Below are 16,785 nucleotides of genomic sequence, written 5' to 3' on the forward strand. Positions count from 1 at the left end.
AAGGGGAGTTCGGGTGGGCCCCGGCGGACGACCGCCGGGGCCCACCCGCGCCCGCGGGAACACGCCCCGCTCAGGCCAGTCCGCGCCGGGCCACGGCGGGCACCCGGTGGCCCGCGATGGTCGCCACCATGTCCAGGACCTGCCTCGACCGTTCTTTCGTGCCGCGCTCGCGCCGTTCGGCGCCGGGGCGCCTCGCGGGCTTCGTGCGGCTGTGCCGGACTCCGTCCGGCCGTGGTGGGTCGCGGAGCGCTCAGGCCAGTCCGCGCCGGGCCACGGCGGGCACCCGGTGGCCCGCGATGGTCGCCACCATGTCCAGGACCTGCCTTGTTTCCGCGACCTCGTGGACCCGGTAGACCTGCGCGCCCAGCCACGCCGAGACCGCCGTCGTCGCCAGGGTGCCGATCACTCGCTCCTTGACCGGCTTGTCCAGGGTCTCGCCGACGAAGTCCTTGTTGGACAGGGAGACCAGGACCGGCCAGCCCGTGTCCACCATCTCGCCGAGCCTGCGGGTGGCCTCCAGGCTGTGCCGGGTGTTCTTGCCGAAGTCGTGCCCCGGGTCGATCATCACGGACTCCCGGGGGACGCCGAGCTCGACCGCGCGCTCGGCCAGGCCGACCGTCACGCGCAGGATGTCGGTCATCACGTCCTCGTACGTGACGCGGTGCGGCCTCGTCCGCGGCTCGGCACCACCCGCGTGCGTGCACACCAGGCCCACCTTGTACCGCGCCGCGACCTCCGCGAGCTTCGGGTCGACGCCGCCCCAGGCGTCGTTGAGAAGGTCGGCGCCCGCCTCGCACACCGCCTCGCCCACGTCGTGCCGCCAGGTGTCGACGCTGATCACCACGTCCGGGAACCGCTTGCGCACCTCCGCGACGAAGCCGACCGTGCGCCGCGCCTCCTCCCGCGCGGTCACCTCCTCGCCGGGGCCCGCCTTGACCCCGCCGATGTCGATGATGGCGGCGCCCTCGGCGACCGCCTGCTCCACGCGGGCGAGCGCGGGCTCGTCGCGGAACGTGGCGCCCTGGTCGTAGAACGAGTCCGGGGTCCGGTTGACGATCGCCATGATCACCGGTTCGTGCACGTCGAACTCGCGCCTGCCAAGCCTGAGCATCCCCTGTGGCCCTCCTGGGTCCTTGTCGCGGTTCGGCCGCCTGCGACCTTAACTGTCGGTGCCGCATGGCACGATCGGACCCTGACAGTTTGAGCACGGGCAGTCGAGCGTGGGGGCCTGAAGATGGTCTTGTTCTTGTTCCTGGTCATCGCCCTCGTCGTGGTGGTCGGCGCGGTGACCCTCGCCGTCGTCGGCGGCGGCGAGAGCGGAGCCCTGCCCGACGCCGCGCCCGAGCAGTTCACCGACCCCCTGCCCCCGGACCGCCCGCTGCGCCGCGCCGACGTCGAGGAGGTCCGCTTCCCGATGACCCTGCGCGGCTACCGCATGGCGGACGTGGACGACGTGCTCGGCCGACTCGGCGCCGAGCTGGCCGAGCGGGACTCCCGCATCGCCGAGCTGGAGGCGGCCCTGGCCGGCGCCCAGGCCACGGCGGTCGCGGGCCCCGCCCTCTTCGAGGGGTACGAACCACGCAAGGCTCCCGAGGACAAGAAGGGCGACGACCAGTGAGCACCGAGAACGGCGCGGTCCCGGGCCCGGACGGCGCCCTGCGCTGCCCGTGGGGCCTGTCCACCGAGGACTACGTGGCGTACCACGACGAGGAGTGGGGCCGCCCGGTCCACGGCGACGACGCGCTGTACGAGAGGCTCTGCCTGGAGGCCTTCCAGTCCGGCCTCTCCTGGATCACGATCCTGCGCCGCCGCGAGGGCTTCCGTGCCGCCTTCGCCGACTTCGAGATCGCCTCGGTCGCCCGCTTCACCGACGAGGACCGCGAGCGCCTCCTCGCCGACCCCGGCATCATCCGCAACCGCGCCAAGATCGACGCGACCCTCGCCAACGCGCGCGTGCTCGCCGACTGGTCCGAGGGCGAACTGGACTCGCTGATCTGGTCGTTCGCTCCGGACCCCGCGACCCGCAAGGTCCCGAGGACCCTCGCCGACGTCCCCGCGATCACCGACGAGTCCACGGCCCTGTCCAAGGAGCTCAAGAAGCGCGGCATCCGCTTCGTCGGCCCCACCACGGCGTACGCCTTGATGCAGGCCTGCGGCCTGGTCGACGACCACCTCGCGGACTGCGTGGCCCGCGAGGCGTCGCGCGCCGCCTAACGGCCGAGGTACTTCGGCTTCTCCTTGGCGATGAAGGCCTGCACGGCGATGGTGTGGTCCTCGGACGCGCCCGCCTTGCCCTGCAGCTCGTCCTCCTTGTCCAGCGCCTCGTCCAGGGAGTGGCCCGCCGCGTAGGCGAGGGACTCCTTGAGCGCCGCGTAGGCGAGGGTCGGCCCCTCGGCCAGGGCACGGGCCACCTGCGCGGCCTCCGCGGCGAGGTCCGCCGCGGGCACGATCCTGTTGGCGATCCCCAGGTCGTACGCCTCCTGCGCGTCGATGTTGCGCGGGAAGAGCAGCAGATCGGCGGCCCGGCCGGGGCCGATCACGCGCGGCAGCGTCCAGGAGACGCCGGAGTCGGCGGTCAGGGCGACCCCGGCGAAGGAGGTGTTGAACTTGGCGGTGTCCGCCACCACGCGGTAGTCGGCGGCGAGCGCGAAGCCGAGGCCGGCCCCCGCCGCGACGCCGTTGACGCCCGCCACGACCGGCTTCGGCATGCTCGTGAGCGCCCGCACGATGGGGTTGTAGTGCTCCTTGACCGTGCTCATCGTCTGCCCGGTGCCCGCCTCGCGGTCGGCGGCGAGCAGCCCGATGTGCTCCTTGAGGTCCTGGCCCACGCAGAAGGCGCGCCCGTTCGCGGTGAGCAGCACCGCGCGCACGGCCGGGTCCGCGGCGGCCGACCGCGCGGCCTCCCGCAGGGCGACCTTGGCCTCGGTGTTCATGGCGTTCATCGCCTCGGGACGGTTGATCGTGATCGTCGCGAGTCCGTCGCTCACCTCGTAGAGCACGCTGTCGGCCATGGTGGCCCCCTCCGCTGGTCCAGTACGTAGGAGCTCAGCATGACGGAGATCATCGAGGTCGGGCACGAGGGCGGATATGTGACCTGCGTCAAAGAATTCCGGGCCTGTGGGGCGTATGGGGCGGCGCAGTATCGCAGCCACATCGCCGAATTGAGTGGTTTTGCGGGCGCGCGTTGCGCAAGCGATGCCGACCGATGTTGGTCATCGGGTCCTGCCATGCGGGATAATGGCCTGGAAGCAATGTGTTCGATGCCGGTGACACCTGGGTTGTCGGCTGCGATGAGCTGGTTTCAGGAAGGGGAACGAGCATGGCGGCCATGAAGCCGCGGACGGGCGACGGCCCGCTCGAGGTGACCAAGGAGGGGCGGGGCATCGTCATGCGCGTTCCGCTCGAAGGCGGCGGACGACTTGTCGTCGAACTGACTCCGGACGAGGCCGACGCGCTCGGCGACGCCCTGAAGAAGGTCGTCGGCTGACGCGGAAGCGCCCACACTTTTCCACTGCCCCGGCATCGTACGACGAGCCGGGGCAGTGCTGTTTTCCCGGGCCCCGAAGGGGCGCGGGGTGCGGGAGGTGCCAAGGGGGGACTGCCGCAGGGCGCCGCGCTACCGCTTGACGGCGCAGAGCAGCCCGTCCCCCACAGGCAGGAGCGACGGCACGAGATCCGGGCTCTCGCGCACCGTTCGCAGCAGATCCCGCAGGTGCAGCACCTCGACCGGCTGCGGACCGGAGTCCACGGTCCTGCCGTCCGCGAAGACGCCCTCGAAGCAGACGAGCCCGCCGGGCCGCAGCAGGCGCAACGATTCAGCGAGATATTCGAGGGACTCCATGCGGTCGCCGTCGCAGAACACGAGGTCGTAGCCGCCGTCGGCGAGACGGGGCAGGACGTCGAGGGCGCGACCGGGGATGAACCGCGCGCGGTTGCCCGCGAAGCCGGCGGCGCGGAAGGCCTGGCGGGCGAACTGCTGGCGGTCCGGCTCGGGGTCGACCGTGGTGAGCACGCCGTCGGGCCGCATGCCGTGCAGCAGATGGATCCCCGACACCCCGGTGCCCGTACCGATTTCGGCCACCGCTTTCGCGTCAGCCGTGGCGGCGAGCATGCGCAGCGCGGCGCCGGTGCCGGGCGACACCGAGGGCAGCCCTGCCTCCCGGGCCCGGTCCCGGGCCCAGCGCAGCGCCTCGTCCTCGGCGACAAAGGCGTCGGCGAACGCCCAGCTCGTCTGCCGGTTGCCGGTAATGGCCCTCTCCTGTCCCCGTGGTTGCCTGGCCGTGACTGTATCCGTTGGGGGCGGGAACCCGCAGATGGGACCGGGCGTTATGAGGGGGTGGGAGCGCAACGGGGGTAACGGATGGATCAAGACCGGAAGCGGGCGCGTCGAAGGGACAGGACACCTGCGCGGAAGCCCGTACCAAATTCACGTAAAAACGCTTATCCGGAGCTAACGGGCGAGGTGGTTATGGTAGGGGCTCCACTGGACACCACCAGAGCCGACAGGGGAGGTGCGGCTGCGTCCGCGGATCGGGGAGGAGCGCTCCGGCGTTTTCTCAGGTTGGCGGGTGAGCCGAAATCCGTGACCGACACCGCTGACCGCATCCGTGCCAACGACTCCGCTCAGACCGCGACCTTTGCCGCTGACGCGGAATCGCAGGTGTGGACTCCGCCCACCTGGGAGGAGATCGTCAGCACGCACAGCGGCCGCGTGTACCGCCTGGCGTACCGCCTGACCGGCAATCAGCACGACGCCGAGGACCTCACCCAAGAGGTCTTCGTCCGTGTCTTCCGGTCCCTTTCGACGTACACCCCCGGCACCTTCGAGGGCTGGCTGCACCGCATCACCACGAACCTCTTCCTGGACATGGTGCGCCGCAAGCAGCGCATCCGCTTCGACGCCCTCGGGGACGACGCCGCCGAGCGGCTGCCGAGCCGTGAGCCGTCGCCGCAGCAGGTGTTCAACGACACGCACTTCGACGCGGACGTCCAGCAGGCGCTCGACACCCTCGCGCCCGAATTCCGGGCCGCCGTGGTCCTCTGCGACATCGAGGGCCTTTCGTACGAGGAGATCGCCGCGACCCTCGGCGTCAAGCTCGGTACGGTCCGCAGCCGTATCCACCGGGGCCGCTCGCAGCTGCGCAAGGCTCTCCAGCACCGGTCTCCCGAGGCCCGCGCGGAGCGTCGTTCGCTCGCGGTCACCGGAGCCGTGGCGCTGGGAGGAGGGGGCGCGACCGCGTGAGTGGATCACGGTCGAATCCTGCCGATCGGCAACTGGCCGAGGCCGAGCAGCATCTGGGGGACCGGCTCGCAGCCCTGGTGGACGGCGAGCTGGGACATGACGCGCGCGAGCGCGTCCTCGCACATCTGGCGACGTGTCCGATGTGCAAGACCGAGGCGGACGCCCAGCGTCGCCTGAAGAGCGTCTTCGCGCAGGCGGCCCCGCCGCCGCCGTCCGAGAGCTTCCTCGCCCGCCTCCAAGGTCTTCCAGGGGGCGGCATCGAGCCGCCCGGAGGGCCTGGGGACGGAGAGGGGTTCGCCACCGGAGCAACCGGTTCCGCCGGACTGCCGCGGACCGGCCTCTTCGGCGTGAGCACCGAGTCCTTCGTGGGGTACGTCCCCTCCGGCGCCCATGCCGCGGTGCTCCCCAGCGAGCAGCGGGGCTTCCGCATCCATGACGTCGGCAAGTCCGAGCCGGAGCGTCCCTCCTGGCGAGGGCGCCGCTTCGCGTTCGCGGCGGCGGGCGCGGTGTCGCTGGCCGCCATAGCGCTCGGCGGCGTCACGGCCGGCGTCCCCGTCGACACGAGCGACTCCCGCGCGGGCGGCTCCGGCAGCAATGTGACGCCGCAGCGCACCCAGGGCTCGGGCACCGCCGCGACCTCCGACTCCGCGCGGCGTCGCGGCGGCGGCAATCCGCTGTCGGTGCAGGGTCAGCGTCCCGGCGTCCTCTCGGCGCCCGTCGCGCCGACCGAGGTGACGGGACCGCTGCTGCCGGGCGCCCCCACGCAGCCGCGCTCACGCGATGCGGTCTCCGAGCTGACGGCACCGCTGCTGGCGGGCGCCGCCGTGATGTCCCCGCTGATACGTCCGGTGTCGCCCGGCCACCGCGCCGCCGCTCCACCCGGCATCGAAGCGCCTCCGGTGCAGCCCCCCGCGGTGGCGGGCGGCAGGAATCCGGTGGGCACGGCCTCGGCACCGCCGGGCGCGGGCCCGCTGCAGGGCTCGTCGCAGATTCACTGAGGCGACGCTGCCCTGCGCTTCGGCGGGGGAACCTGGTTGAATCCTCGGTGGGCCGCGCCCGCCGGGGACTTCGGCGAGCGCGGGGTTGAGCATCCAATCGGCGTCCGCCGCGGGCCAGTTGTGGGGAGAACATGGACGAGGGGAAGCCCGCGAAGGCGAAGTGGTGGAGCCGCCCCCGGCACGAGACGCCGGGCGCCGCCACCGATCAGCAGCCCGCCGCACCCTCCGAGCCGGCACCCGCGCCGGGCCAGACCGAGGCGACACCCGCGGCTCCCGCCCCCGCCTCGTACGGCACGCCGGGCGACTCCGCACCGGCCGCTGGGGCACCGGCCGCTGGGGCACCGGCCGCTGGGGCGCCAGCCACCGGAGCGCCGACCGCTGGAGCATCGGCCCCCGCTGCCCCCGCCTCGTACGGCACGCCGGGTGACTCCGCACCGGCCACCGCAGCGTCGGGCGACTCCGCAGCGCCGACCACCGCAGCACCCGCCGCTGGAGCGTCGGCCGCAGCACCGCCCGCCGGCGCCCCGCACGGCACCCCCGCCGGAGGCGTCCCCGTACAGGGGGCGACGCAAGGTGCCGGGAGCAGCGGGTCGGGAGGAGCCGCGTCCGCGGATCGTCCCCGTCCCCTGCACGACCCGGATCCGTACGGCACCCCGCCCTACGGCGAGCCGGGCCCCTGGGCGCCCGCGCCCCCGGTGCAGCACCCCGCGGCGACCCCGGCGCACGGCACCACGCTCCCCGGCCCCGCCCACAGCGGCACGCCCGCCCACGGCACCCCCGCCCCGGCCCCGCAGCCGCACCACGGCGCCACGCCCCCGCACGGCACGCTCCACGGAGCCCCCGGCCCCACGCCGCCCCCGTACAACGGCGCGTCCCACCACCAGGCGCCCCCGCCGCAGCCCCAGCCCCAGACGCTCGCCCAGCCGCTGCCCCCGCAGGCGGCCCCCCGCCAGCCGTACGACCCGTGGAACGCGCCCCTCCAGCAGACCGGCTCCCTGCCTCCGGAGACCGAGGAGAAGCGGCGCAGGCGGGGGAAGCGGATCATCCTGATCGGCGTCGCCGTGATCGCCCTGGTGTCCGGACTCCTCGGCGGCGCCCTCGGCTCGTACCTGGAGCGCAACGGCACCGGCGACATCGAACTCCCGCAGGCGGGCGCCGAGTCCAGCGACCGCCCCAAGGGCAGCGTGGCGGGCATCGCCGCGGCCGCCCTGCCCGGCGTCGTGACGCTGCACGTCAGCGGCGACTCCGCGCAGGGCACGGGCACCGGCTTCGTCCTCGACGGCAAGGGCCACATCCTCACCAACAACCACGTCGTGGAGCCCGCGGGCACCGGCGGCGAGATATCGGTGACCTTCAGCGGCGGCGAGACCGCCAAGGCCGAGGTCATCGGCCGCGACTCGGGGTACGACCTCGCGGTCGTCAAGGTCTCCGGCGTACGCGGCCTGAAGCCCCTGCGCCTGGGCAACTCCGAGAACGTGCAGGTCGGTGACCCCGTCGTCGCCATCGGCGCCCCCTTCGACCTCGCGAACACCGTGACCTCGGGGATCATCAGCGCCAAGGAGCGGCCCATCACCGCGGGCGGCGAGAAGGGCGACGGCAGCGACATCTCGTACGTGGACGCCCTCCAGACCGACGCACCGATCAACCCCGGCAACTCGGGCGGCCCGCTGGTCGACTCCAAGGCGCGGGTGATCGGCATCAACAGCGCCATACGCTCCGCGGACGACGGCTCCGAGGAGGGCGGCGGCCAGGCGGGCTCCATCGGCCTCGGCTTCGCCATCCCCATCAACCAGGGCAAGCGCGTCGCCGAGGAGCTGATCAACTTCGGCAAGGCGACGCACCCCGTGATCGGCGTCACCCTCGACACGGAGTTCACCGGCGACGGCGCACGCATCGCGGACAAGGGCAGGGACGGCGGCCCCGCGGTCAACAAGAACGGCCCCGGCGACAAGGCGGGCCTCAAGCCGGGCGACGTCATCACCGAGGTGGACGGCCGCCCCGTGCACTCCAGCGACGAACTGATCGTCAAGGTCCGCGCGCACCGCCCGAAGGACCGCCTGGAGCTGACGGTCGAGCGTGACGGCGGCGACCGCGAGGTGACCCTGGTGCTCGGCTCGGCCGACGGGAGCTGAGTAAAGGACTGGCCAGGTCTGTTCCGGGTTGTCGTGCAGCGGCTACCGGACAGACATGAGCGCCGGGTACCGTGGTCACGGTCCAGACCTCGGACGACGACCTGTTGCGGGCTGAGGACATCGCAAGGGGACATCGCAAGGAGCTCAAGGTGTTCAATGACATTGGCGCACTGGAGATAGTGACGCTGGTCGTCCTCGCCGTGCTCATTTTCGGCCCCGACAAGCTGCCGAAGGTCATCCAGGACGTCTCCCGCACGATCCGCAAGATCCGCGAGTTCTCCGACAGCGCGAAGGCGGACATACGGGAGGAGCTGGGCCCGGAGTTCAAGGACTTCGAGTTCGAGGACCTGAACCCGAAGAAGTTCATCCGAAAGCAGCTCGACAACGACGAGCTGGGGCTCAAGGAAATCCGCAACGGCTTCGACCTGAAGAAGGAGATGAACGAGGTCGCGGACGCCGTGCACGGCCGCGACAGCGACTCCTCCGACTCCGGTTCCGGGGCCGCCGCGGCCTCCTCCGGAGGGGCCCGCGTCGACATGCGGAAGCAGTCCGCGGAGCCCAAGAAGCTCGACGCCGGCGACCGTCCGCCGTTCGACGCGGACGCCACCTGAGGCATCGCCTGATCCGTCGCCGCCAACAGGTGTGGCTATCCTGCCTTGTTGTCCGGCGTGAGGACGCCCGAGGGGGGCGGGCCGCTCCGGACCGACGAGAGCGAGGAGGCGGCCGGGTACATGGAGACGACAAGTCGGGTGGGCGCGCAGGCGTCGGCCGCGGACGGCACCGCACAAGCGGTGCCCTCCGCCCGGCGCACGGTCGACGGCTACCTGCTGGCGCCCTTCCCCTGGTACGGCCTCGACGAGGCCTTCACGGGACAGCGCTGGCTGATGCAGGTCGGCGCGGCGGCGGACGGTGCCGTGGAGCACGGTTCGATCGGACACGGCGACGAGCCGTCCGTCCGCGCCGAGGGCACCCTCGGCAACAGCGACAAGGAGCGGTTCGCGGTCGTGGTGACCGTCGCGGCCAACCCGGTGCGGCGCAGCGCGGACGGCACGGGCGTCCTGGAGGCCACCTCGGTCTCCTCGGCGGCCTGGCTCGCCGGCGTCGGCCTGCTTTCCTTCACCTGGCCCGGCCAGATGGACCACACCCTGCGCGACGACTGGCTGGACCAGCAGACGGAGACGGCCTGGGTCCTCGCGGACGACCTGGAGGGCGCGGACTGGTCGACCCTGTCGCTGCCGGTGGACGGCGTGCCGACGCCGTTCCACTACCGCGAGTCCGAGTTCGGCTGGGTGCTCGCCGGTTCCACGAAGGAGGGCGTGCACCTCGGCGCCTACGGGCGCGGCATGAGCGCGTACGGTCTCGGCTTCTCGGTGATCAAGGACATCGGGGCGTACGCGTAGCGCTCCGCGGAGCTGGGGTTCCTCTGGGGGCGCGTGGATCTGTGCGGGTCCGTTGTGGCTTGTCGCGCAGTTCCCCGCGCCCCTTGCGGGGCGTTCCTCTCGTGAGGTCGCGCCCACGCGGCGGAGCCGCAGATTGATACGGCCCCGCGCCCCTTGCGGGGCGCTCCTCAGCGGGCGATCAGGAGAACGGGTCAGAACTTGTTGCGCGGGGTGATCCCCAGCGACATGCCCGACAGGCCCCGCTGGCGGCCGCCCAGCTTGCCCGCGATCGTGCGCAGGGCCGCGCCCGCCGGGGAGTCCGGGTCGGTCAGGACGACCGGCTTGCCCTCGTCGCCGCCCTCGCGCAGGCGGACGTCGATCGGGATGGAGCCGAGCACCGGCACCGTCGCACCCGTCGTCTTCGTGAGGCCCTCGGCGACCTTCTGGCCGCCGCCCGTGCCGAACACGTCGACCATCTCGCCGCAGTGCGGGCAGGGAAGCCCGGACATGTTCTCGACGACGCCCACGATCTTCTGGTGCGTCTGTACGGCGATGGAGCCCGCACGCTCGGCGACCTCGGCCGCGGCCTGCTGAGGCGTCGTCACGACCAGGATCTCCGCGTTCGGGACGAGCTGCGCGACCGAGATCGCGATGTCGCCCGTGCCCGGCGGCAGGTCGAGGAGCAGGACGTCCAGGTCGCCCCAGAAGACGTCCGCGAGGAACTGCTGGAGCGCGCGGTGCAGCATCGGGCCGCGCCACACCACCGGCGCGTTGCCGGGCGTGAACATGCCGATGGAGATGACCTTCACGCCGTTCGCGGACGGCGGCATGATCATGTTCTCGACCTGGGTCGGCTTGCCCTCGGCGCCCAGCATGCGCGGCACGGAGTGGCCGTAGATGTCCGCGTCGACGACGCCGACCTTCAGGCCGTCCGCCGCCATCGCGGCGGCGAGGTTCACCGTCACCGAGGACTTGCCGACGCCGCCCTTGCCGGACGCGACGGCGTAGACACGGGTCAGGGAGCCCGGCTTGGCGAAGGGGACCTCGCGCTCGGCGGTGCCGCCGCGCAGGGCGGCGGCCAGTTCCTTGCGCTGGTCGTCGCTCATCACGTCCAGGGTGACGTCGACGCGCGTGACGCCGTCGAGGGCGGCGACCGCGTCGGTCACGTTCTTCGTGATGGTGTCGCGCATCGGGCACCCGGAGACCGTCAAGTACACGGTGACCGCTACCGCCCCATCAGCGGAGATGTCCACCGATTTGACCATCCCCAACTCGGTGATGGGTCGCTGGATCTCGGGGTCGTTCACCGTCGCCAGTGCTTCAAGCACCGCGTCTTCCGTAGCCATACGACCGATAGTACGGCGCGGTAACCCTGCCCAGGAAAGGGCCGTCAGCGGTCGCCTACATCACTTCCGCGCGAGCCCTCGGACGGGAATACCACGCGGTTCTCGGAGTGGTGCCCGATCCGCTGCTCCTCCAGTTCCTTGACCAGGTCCTGGAGCTCGGAGCGGATCCAGTCGCGGGTCGCCACCTCGCCGAGGCCCATGCGCAGCGAGGCGATCTCGCGCGTGAGGTACTCGGTGTCCGCGATGGACCGCTCGTTCTGCTTGCGGTCCTGTTCGAGGTTGACCCGGTCGCGGTCGTCCTGGCGGTTCTGCGCGAGGAGGATCAGCGGAGCGGCGTACGACGCCTGGAGCGACAGCATCAGCGTGAGGAAGATGAACGGGTACTCGTCGAAGCGCAGATGGTCGGGCGCCGCGATGTTCCACACCACCCACAGGATGATGACGACGGTCATCCAGACGATGAACCTGCCCGTGCCCAGGAACCGCGCGATGCGCTCGGAGAGCCGCCCGAAGGCCTCCGGGTCGTAGTCCGGCAGGAGCTTGGTGCGCGGGACGCGCGGCTGGTCGAGGCGGAATCGGGGGGCCCTGGGCTCGGCGCGGTTCTCGCGCTCACGGTCAGCCGCCGCCATGGCCTGCTCCCTCTTCCAGGTGGAACTCTGTCTCGCGCCAGTCGTCGGGCAGCATGTGGTCGAGCACGTCGTCCACGGTGACCGCCCCGAGCAGCGAGCCGCCCTCGTCGACGACGGGCGCCGCCACCATGTCGTACGTCGCGAAGAACCCGGCGACGGCGGGCAGCGTGGCGCCCGGCGCGAGCGGCTGCAGGTCGTCGTCGAGGATCGAGCCGACCAGCGTGTACGGGGGATCGCGGAGCAGCCGCTGGAAGTGCACGGTGCCCAGGTACTTGCCGGTCGGCGTCTCGTCCGGCGGGCGGCACACGTACACCTGCGCGGCGAGCGCGGGGGAGAGGTCCTCCATGCGCACCCGCGCGAGGGCGTCGGCGACGGTGGCGTCGGGCCGCAGCACGATCGGCTCGGTCGTCATCATGCCGCCGGCCGTGCGCTCCTCGTACGCCATCAGACGCCGCACGTCGGCCGCGTCGTCCGGCTGCATCAGGGTGAGCAGGCGCTCCTTGTCCTCCTCGGGCAGTTCGGCGAGGAGGTCGGCGGCGTCGTCGGGGTCCATGGCCTCCAGGACGTCGGCCGCGCGCTCCTCCTTGAGCTTGCCGAGGATCTCGATCTGGTCGTCCTCGGGGAGCTCCTCGAGGACGTCCGCGAGCCGGTCGTCGTCGAGCGCGGCCGCGACCTCGGCCCGGCGCTTCGGCGACAGGTGGTGCAGGACGTTGGCGAGGTCGGCGGGGCGCAGCTGCTCGAAGGTGGCGAGGAGGTTCTCGGCGCCCTGCCCGTGCTCCTCCAGGGAGAAGCCGTCGACCGCCGACCAGTCGACGGTGAGCGTCTCGCCCTTGCGGCGGAACGTTCCGCCTTTCCCCTTGCGTACGAAGACCCGGTCGATCTCCCAGTCGCGGCGGGCGGGAAGCTGCTGGACCGACACGTCGAGGACGGTCACCTCCTCGCCCGTCTCGACGAGCCGCACCCGCCGGTCGAGCAGCTCGCCGAGCACGAGCCGCTCGGTGGGCCGCTGCTCGAAGCGCCGCACGTTCAGCACGCCGGTGGTGATGACCTGGCCGGACTCGATGCCGGTGACGCGCGTCATCGGCAGGAAGATCCGCCGCCGGGTCGCGAGCTCCACGACGAGGCCGAGGAGGCGGGGCGGGCGCTTGCCGACCCTGAGCATCGCCACCAGGTCGCGCACCCGGCCCACCTGGTCGCCGTTCGGGTCGAAGACGGCGGTGCCGGAGAGGTGCGAGACGAAGACCCTGGGGGCGCCTGCCGCCATGCGTGCGCCTCCTTCTCCCGAGACCTTCGGCGATTCCCGCCGTTTCGTTTCATGACGTTTCATCCGGCAATACGGGCTTCAGGCTAGCCCGTCCCGGTCGGATACGCCCCGGCGGAGGGTCCGGACGGACTGACTCCGTCCGCATCGGTCGGCACAGGTACGCTGCCGTACTGCCGAAGCCGTAGAGGTCGTCCGCACGAGAGGCAGCGCCACCTGTGACCGCTCTTCCCCTGGCCAGCCGCGCCCGCAGGGCAGCGTTCGTGAGCGCGATGTGCGCGGGTCTGGTCGCGGGGGCCACGAGTCTGACGGGGTGCAGCAGCGAGGATCCCGACGCGGGCACGAACGGGGTCGGCAAGCTCTCCGCGCCCAGGATCCAGAGCAAGGCGGGCAGGGCGGCCGAGGGGGCCTCGGCGGTACGGCTCTCCGGCACGGTGGTGAGCAAGGACCACACGTACAGCCTCGACATGCGCCTCAAGGGCGAGGGCGGCACCGGCTCGGTCACGTCCAAGGGGCAGACCTTCCGGCTCCTGCGCATCGGCGAGGACCTCTATCTGAAGGCCGACTCGGAGTTCTGGACGCACGACAACGGCAAGGCCGACGGCAAGTCCAAGAAGGCGGACGAGACCGCCGCGGCCAAGCTGGACGGCAAGTACGTCAAGGTCCCGCAGGGCGACCCGTCCTACGAGCAGCTGAGCGGCTTCACGGACAAGGACGTACTCCTGGACGGCATGCTCACCCTCCACGGCGAGCTGGCCAAGGGAGACCGCGGCAAGACGGGCGCCGTACGCACCATCAAGATCACCGGCGACGACGGCGCGGGCGGCACTCTGGACGTCTCCCTGGACGGCAAGCCCTACCCCCTGCGCCTGGAACGCGGCGGCGACGCGGGCACGCTCAAACTCACGGACTGGAACAAGGACTTCCCGCTCCAGGAGCCGGCCAAGGACGAGATGGTCGACTACGGCAAGCAGCTGCCGACGTCATAAGTGCCCCGAAGGGGCGCGGGGAACTGCGCGAGCAACCAGGAATCACCCGCAGCCGAAAGACGGCCCGGACCTCAACGGCGCTTCTTGCCCTTGAACAACAACCGAGGCAGCCCCGCAGGGACCGGCTGACGCGTCGTCGCACCGGACGGCAACGGCGCGGCAGCCAAAGACCCATCAGGAAGATCGGTCACCGCCTCCCGCGGAGCGAGCCGCACGACCCGACACTGCTCGGCCCACCGCGAGGTGACCCGCTCGGCATCGGGCGCGTTCAACCGCTTCCCCTTGAGCTCCGCGACAGCCGCCTCCCACGCCTCTGACCGCGGCGCGAGCTCGCTCACGGTCGCCGTCCAGCCGACCACCCGCCCGCCCTTGTCCTTGCTCCGCACGGTGACCTCGGCGAGCCCTCCGTCCACGAGCCCCGGCAGCGGCTGCTCGCCGGGACCGTCGCCGACGAGGCAGGCGGCGCCCTCGTGCCAGACGTGCCACAGCGCCCGTGCGGGGGAGTCCTCGCCCCGCACCCAGATGAGGCCGGACTTCTTGGTGGCCTCCTCGACGAGGGCGCGGCCGAGCAGCGGGTCAGCAGTCATGGCGGCAGCCTATCGAGTGACGCGGGCCCTGCGAGGGGCGCTCAGAGCCAGCCGTTGCGCTTCAGGGTCCGGTGGATCGCGAAGCAGACGCCGCCGATCAGGGCGAGCACCATCGGGTAGCCGAACCGCCAGTGCAGCTCGGGCATGTGGTCGAAGTTCATGCCGTACACCCCGCAGACGGCGGTCGGCACGGCGATGATCGCCGCCCACGAGGTGATCTTGCGCATGTCCTCGTTCTGCGCGACGGCGGCCTGCGCGAGGTTGGCCTGCAGGATCGAGTTGAGCAGTTCGTCGAAGCCGACGACCTGTTCCTGGACGCGCGTGAGGTGGTCGGCCACATCACGGAAGTACTTCTGGATGTCGGGGTCGACCAGGCGCATCGGCCGCTCGCTGAGCAGCAGCATCGGGCGCAGCAGCGGCGAGACGGCCCGCTTGAACTCCAGGACCTCGCGCTTGAGCTGGTAGATCCGCCCGGCGTCGACGCCGCGCGCGGAGCCCTTGCCCTTGCTCGGTGCGGAGAACACCTCGCTCTCCACGTCGTCGATGTCGTCCTGCATGGCGTCGGCGACCGCGAGATAGCCGTCGACGACGTGGTCGGCGATGGTGTGCAGGACGGCCGAGGGCCCCTTGGCGAGCAGCTCGGGGTCCTCCTGGAGCCGGCGCCGCAGGGCGCGCAGCGAGCCGTGTCCGCCGTGCCGCACGGTGATGAAGAAGTCCCGCCCGGTGAAGCACATCACCTCGCCGGTCTCCACGACCTCGCTGGTGGCGGTGAGTTCGGCGTGCTCGACGTAGTGAATGGTCTTGAAGACGGTGAAGAGCGTGTCGTCGTAGCGCTCCAGCTTGGGCCGCTGGTGGGCGTGGACCGCGTCCTCGACGGCGAGCGGGTGCAGCCCGAACTCGGCGGCGATACCGGCGAATTCGGCCTCGGTCGGCTCGTGCAGGCCGATCCAGGCGAAGCCGCCCTTGCCGCGCACCTCGAGCATCGCCTCGTGCGGGGTGAGGGCGTCGGCGCACTCGACGCGGCGGCCGTCCTGGTAGACGGCGCAGTCGACGACGGCGGACGCGGCGTCGCGGGTCGCGTCGTACGACGAGGAGGAGGATGAGGAGTAGGGGGCGCCGTCCTTGCGGAGCGAGGGACGGACGGCGGCACGAAGGTCACGGATCATCGACATGGGCAGGCTCCTTCGCGGGCGTGAAGCCACCGACGGCCGACAGGATTCGGCACTGCCCGGAATGAGGACGTCCTGACTGCGGGACCTCTGCACGTCCACAAAGCGGGGAGCACCGCACCGTCGCGGGGCGACTTCACTGCTGATACAGATCAGTCAGATCAGGCGGAAATGAAGCGCTCTTCCGTCGTACGCGTACGCGGGAAGCCAGGGAATCGGGCTCAGCGGCCGGAAGAGCGGGTGGTACTGCACGATCGACTTCGATCCATTGCAGCCCCACCTCCTCCGGCCGGTCCCCCGTGAGGGACGTCTCATCCCCCGTGGGGACGTATCGCGGTCAGGGGCTCGAAAGCGACGCTTGGCGTGCTGCCCCGACCAGCGGCCAAGACTATCAGCCGAACTGAAGAAGCGACCTCACCCTTTACCCGTTCCATGCGGGTTCTATGCTCGCGCCATGGGAGATGTTCTTGCTCTGGTAGAGGCCCGACTCCGCACTGGCCTGGGAGAACCGGACGCGCGCGCCGCGGTGACCTTCCTCGGCACCGACCGCTTCGAAGTGTTGCGGTTCACTGACGGGGACATCGTGCGGTACGCCACGCTCGGCATGTCCGCCCAGCCGATGACCGATCCGACCGCCGCACTCGCCGATCCGGTCAAGGGCCCTCGCGCGGAACTGGTGTTGTCGGTACGAGGGGGTCTCGCCGACACGGACAAGGCGCTGCGCCCGCTCGCGGTGCTCGCCGCCTCCCCGCAGGTCGAGGGCCTGATCGTGGCGCCGGGCGCCTCGCTCGACGTGGGCGAACCCCTGTGGCCCGGGGCGCCGTTCACCTCGGTCCTGGTCGCGGAGCCCGGTGGCCTGGTCGAGGACCTCGACCTGGACGAGTCCATGGATCCCGTACGTTTCCTGCCCCTGCTCCCCATGACGCCGAACGAGGCGGCGTGGAAGCGTGTGCACGGCGCGGCGGCCCTGCAGGAGCGCTGGCTGAACAGCGGCACGGACCTGCGCGATCCGCTGCGCAAGTCCGTGCCCCTGGACTGAAGTCCCTTACCGGA

19 protein-coding genes are annotated in these 16,785 nt (G+C 71.6%); 11 read left to right on the top strand and 8 right to left on the bottom strand.

The features are described 5' to 3' along the window. Positions 1-250: 250 nt before the first annotated feature. Positions 251-1,111 carry a dihydropteroate synthase gene (gene folP, locus ACZ4D5_RS19795; protein WP_467773671.1) on the bottom strand — a complete coding sequence of 287 codons (861 nt, stop codon included), beginning with the start codon at positions 1,109-1,111 and terminating at the stop codon, positions 251-253. Between the two features lie 123 nt (positions 1,112-1,234). Between folP and ACZ4D5_RS19800 the strand changes: the two genes are divergently transcribed. Together ACZ4D5_RS19800 and ACZ4D5_RS19805 are read left to right on the top strand one after the other, a co-directional pair. Continuing rightward, positions 1,235-1,618, top strand: coding sequence for a DivIVA domain-containing protein (locus ACZ4D5_RS19800; protein WP_467773672.1), 384 nt, complete (start codon positions 1,235-1,237; stop codon positions 1,616-1,618). Then, positions 1,615-2,214, top strand: coding sequence for a DNA-3-methyladenine glycosylase I (locus tag ACZ4D5_RS19805; protein WP_467773673.1), 600 nt, complete (start codon positions 1,615-1,617; stop codon positions 2,212-2,214). Before ACZ4D5_RS19800 ends, ACZ4D5_RS19805 begins: the two co-directional genes overlap by 4 nt. Here ACZ4D5_RS19805 and chcB read toward each other — a convergent pair. Then, complete coding sequence (gene chcB, locus ACZ4D5_RS19810) at positions 2,211-3,011, bottom strand: 2-cyclohexenylcarbonyl CoA isomerase (protein WP_467773674.1); 801 nt, start codon at positions 3,009-3,011, stop codon at positions 2,211-2,213. The two genes, ACZ4D5_RS19805 and chcB, sit on opposite strands and share 4 nt — an antisense overlap. A 39-nt stretch (positions 3,012-3,050) precedes the next feature. Here chcB and ACZ4D5_RS19815 point away from each other — a divergent pair, with 39 nt between their 5' ends. Together ACZ4D5_RS19815 and ACZ4D5_RS19820 are read left to right on the top strand one after the other, a co-directional pair. Continuing rightward, complete coding sequence (locus ACZ4D5_RS19815) at positions 3,051-3,332, top strand: hypothetical protein (RefSeq protein ID WP_362328409.1); 282 nt, start codon at positions 3,051-3,053, stop codon at positions 3,330-3,332. Continuing rightward, on the top strand, positions 3,320-3,487 hold the full coding sequence (locus tag ACZ4D5_RS19820; RefSeq protein WP_003966491.1) for a DUF3117 domain-containing protein: 168 nt from the start codon (positions 3,320-3,322) through the stop codon (positions 3,485-3,487). The genes ACZ4D5_RS19815 and ACZ4D5_RS19820 overlap by 13 nt, the downstream gene beginning before the upstream one ends. Before the next feature lie 129 nt (positions 3,488-3,616). On the opposite strand, the gene ACZ4D5_RS19825 is transcribed toward ACZ4D5_RS19820, so the two are convergent. Then, positions 3,617-4,315, bottom strand: coding sequence for an O-methyltransferase (locus ACZ4D5_RS19825; RefSeq protein ID WP_362329149.1), 699 nt, complete (start codon positions 4,313-4,315; stop codon positions 3,617-3,619). 153 nt (positions 4,316-4,468) lie between these two features. On the opposite strand from ACZ4D5_RS19825, the gene sigE reads away from it, so the two are divergent. The 5 genes from sigE (at position 4,469) to ACZ4D5_RS19850 (ending at position 9,772) form a co-directional block, all read left to right on the top strand. After that, positions 4,469-5,242 (top strand): RNA polymerase sigma factor SigE, encoded by a 774-nt coding sequence (gene sigE / locus ACZ4D5_RS19830; RefSeq protein ID WP_467773675.1) that lies wholly within the window; start codon positions 4,469-4,471, stop codon positions 5,240-5,242. After that, on the top strand, positions 5,239-6,240 hold the full coding sequence (locus ACZ4D5_RS19835) for an anti-sigma factor family protein (RefSeq protein WP_467773676.1): 1,002 nt from the start codon (positions 5,239-5,241) through the stop codon (positions 6,238-6,240). The genes sigE and ACZ4D5_RS19835 overlap by 4 nt, the downstream gene beginning before the upstream one ends. A gap of 131 nt (positions 6,241-6,371) precedes the next feature. Further along, positions 6,372-8,372 carry a S1C family serine protease gene (locus ACZ4D5_RS19840; RefSeq protein ID WP_467773677.1) on the top strand — a complete coding sequence of 667 codons (2,001 nt, stop codon included), beginning with the start codon at positions 6,372-6,374 and terminating at the stop codon, positions 8,370-8,372. Between the two features lie 149 nt (positions 8,373-8,521). Continuing rightward, positions 8,522-8,983, top strand: coding sequence for a sec-independent translocase (locus ACZ4D5_RS19845; RefSeq protein ID WP_467773678.1), 462 nt, complete (start codon positions 8,522-8,524; stop codon positions 8,981-8,983). A gap of 120 nt (positions 8,984-9,103) precedes the next feature. Beyond that, positions 9,104-9,772, top strand: a complete 669-nt coding sequence (locus ACZ4D5_RS19850; protein WP_362328419.1) for a hypothetical protein — start codon at positions 9,104-9,106, stop codon at positions 9,770-9,772. 191 nt (positions 9,773-9,963) lie between these two features. Here the strand turns inward: ACZ4D5_RS19850 and ACZ4D5_RS19855 are convergent, their stop codons facing one another. Genes ACZ4D5_RS19855 through ACZ4D5_RS19865 form a run of 3 tightly spaced genes read right to left on the bottom strand, consistent with a single transcriptional unit; the run spans position 9,964 to position 12,990 of the window. After that, positions 9,964-11,097, bottom strand: a complete 1,134-nt coding sequence (locus tag ACZ4D5_RS19855; RefSeq protein ID WP_467773679.1) for an Mrp/NBP35 family ATP-binding protein — start codon at positions 11,095-11,097, stop codon at positions 9,964-9,966. Positions 11,098-11,141: 44 nt separating this feature from the next. Further along, entirely contained in the window at positions 11,142-11,726 is a 585-nt protein-coding gene (locus ACZ4D5_RS19860) for a DUF1003 domain-containing protein (RefSeq protein WP_467773680.1), read from the bottom strand. Continuing rightward, positions 11,713-12,990, bottom strand: a complete 1,278-nt coding sequence (locus ACZ4D5_RS19865) for a magnesium transporter MgtE N-terminal domain-containing protein (protein ID WP_467773681.1) — start codon at positions 12,988-12,990, stop codon at positions 11,713-11,715. Before ACZ4D5_RS19865 ends, ACZ4D5_RS19860 begins: the two co-directional genes overlap by 14 nt. A gap of 269 nt (positions 12,991-13,259) precedes the next feature. Here ACZ4D5_RS19865 and ACZ4D5_RS19870 point away from each other — a divergent pair, with 269 nt between their 5' ends. Then, complete coding sequence (locus ACZ4D5_RS19870; protein WP_467774036.1) at positions 13,260-13,976, top strand: hypothetical protein; 717 nt, start codon at positions 13,260-13,262, stop codon at positions 13,974-13,976. Between the two features lie 71 nt (positions 13,977-14,047). Here ACZ4D5_RS19870 and ACZ4D5_RS19875 read toward each other — a convergent pair whose 3' ends face one another. Then, on the bottom strand, positions 14,048-14,563 hold the full coding sequence (locus ACZ4D5_RS19875; protein ID WP_467773682.1) for a hypothetical protein: 516 nt from the start codon (positions 14,561-14,563) through the stop codon (positions 14,048-14,050). Between the two features lie 41 nt (positions 14,564-14,604). Beyond that, positions 14,605-15,735 carry a magnesium and cobalt transport protein CorA gene (locus tag ACZ4D5_RS19880; RefSeq protein ID WP_467773683.1) on the bottom strand — a complete coding sequence of 377 codons (1,131 nt, stop codon included), beginning with the start codon at positions 15,733-15,735 and terminating at the stop codon, positions 14,605-14,607. Between the two features lie 451 nt (positions 15,736-16,186). Here ACZ4D5_RS19880 and ACZ4D5_RS19885 point away from each other — a divergent pair, with 451 nt between their 5' ends. Beyond that, complete coding sequence (locus ACZ4D5_RS19885; protein ID WP_467773684.1) at positions 16,187-16,771, top strand: suppressor of fused domain protein; 585 nt, start codon at positions 16,187-16,189, stop codon at positions 16,769-16,771. Positions 16,772-16,785: the final 14 nt, after the last annotated feature.

The organism is Streptomyces sp. NPDC025651 (assembly GCF_055558735.1).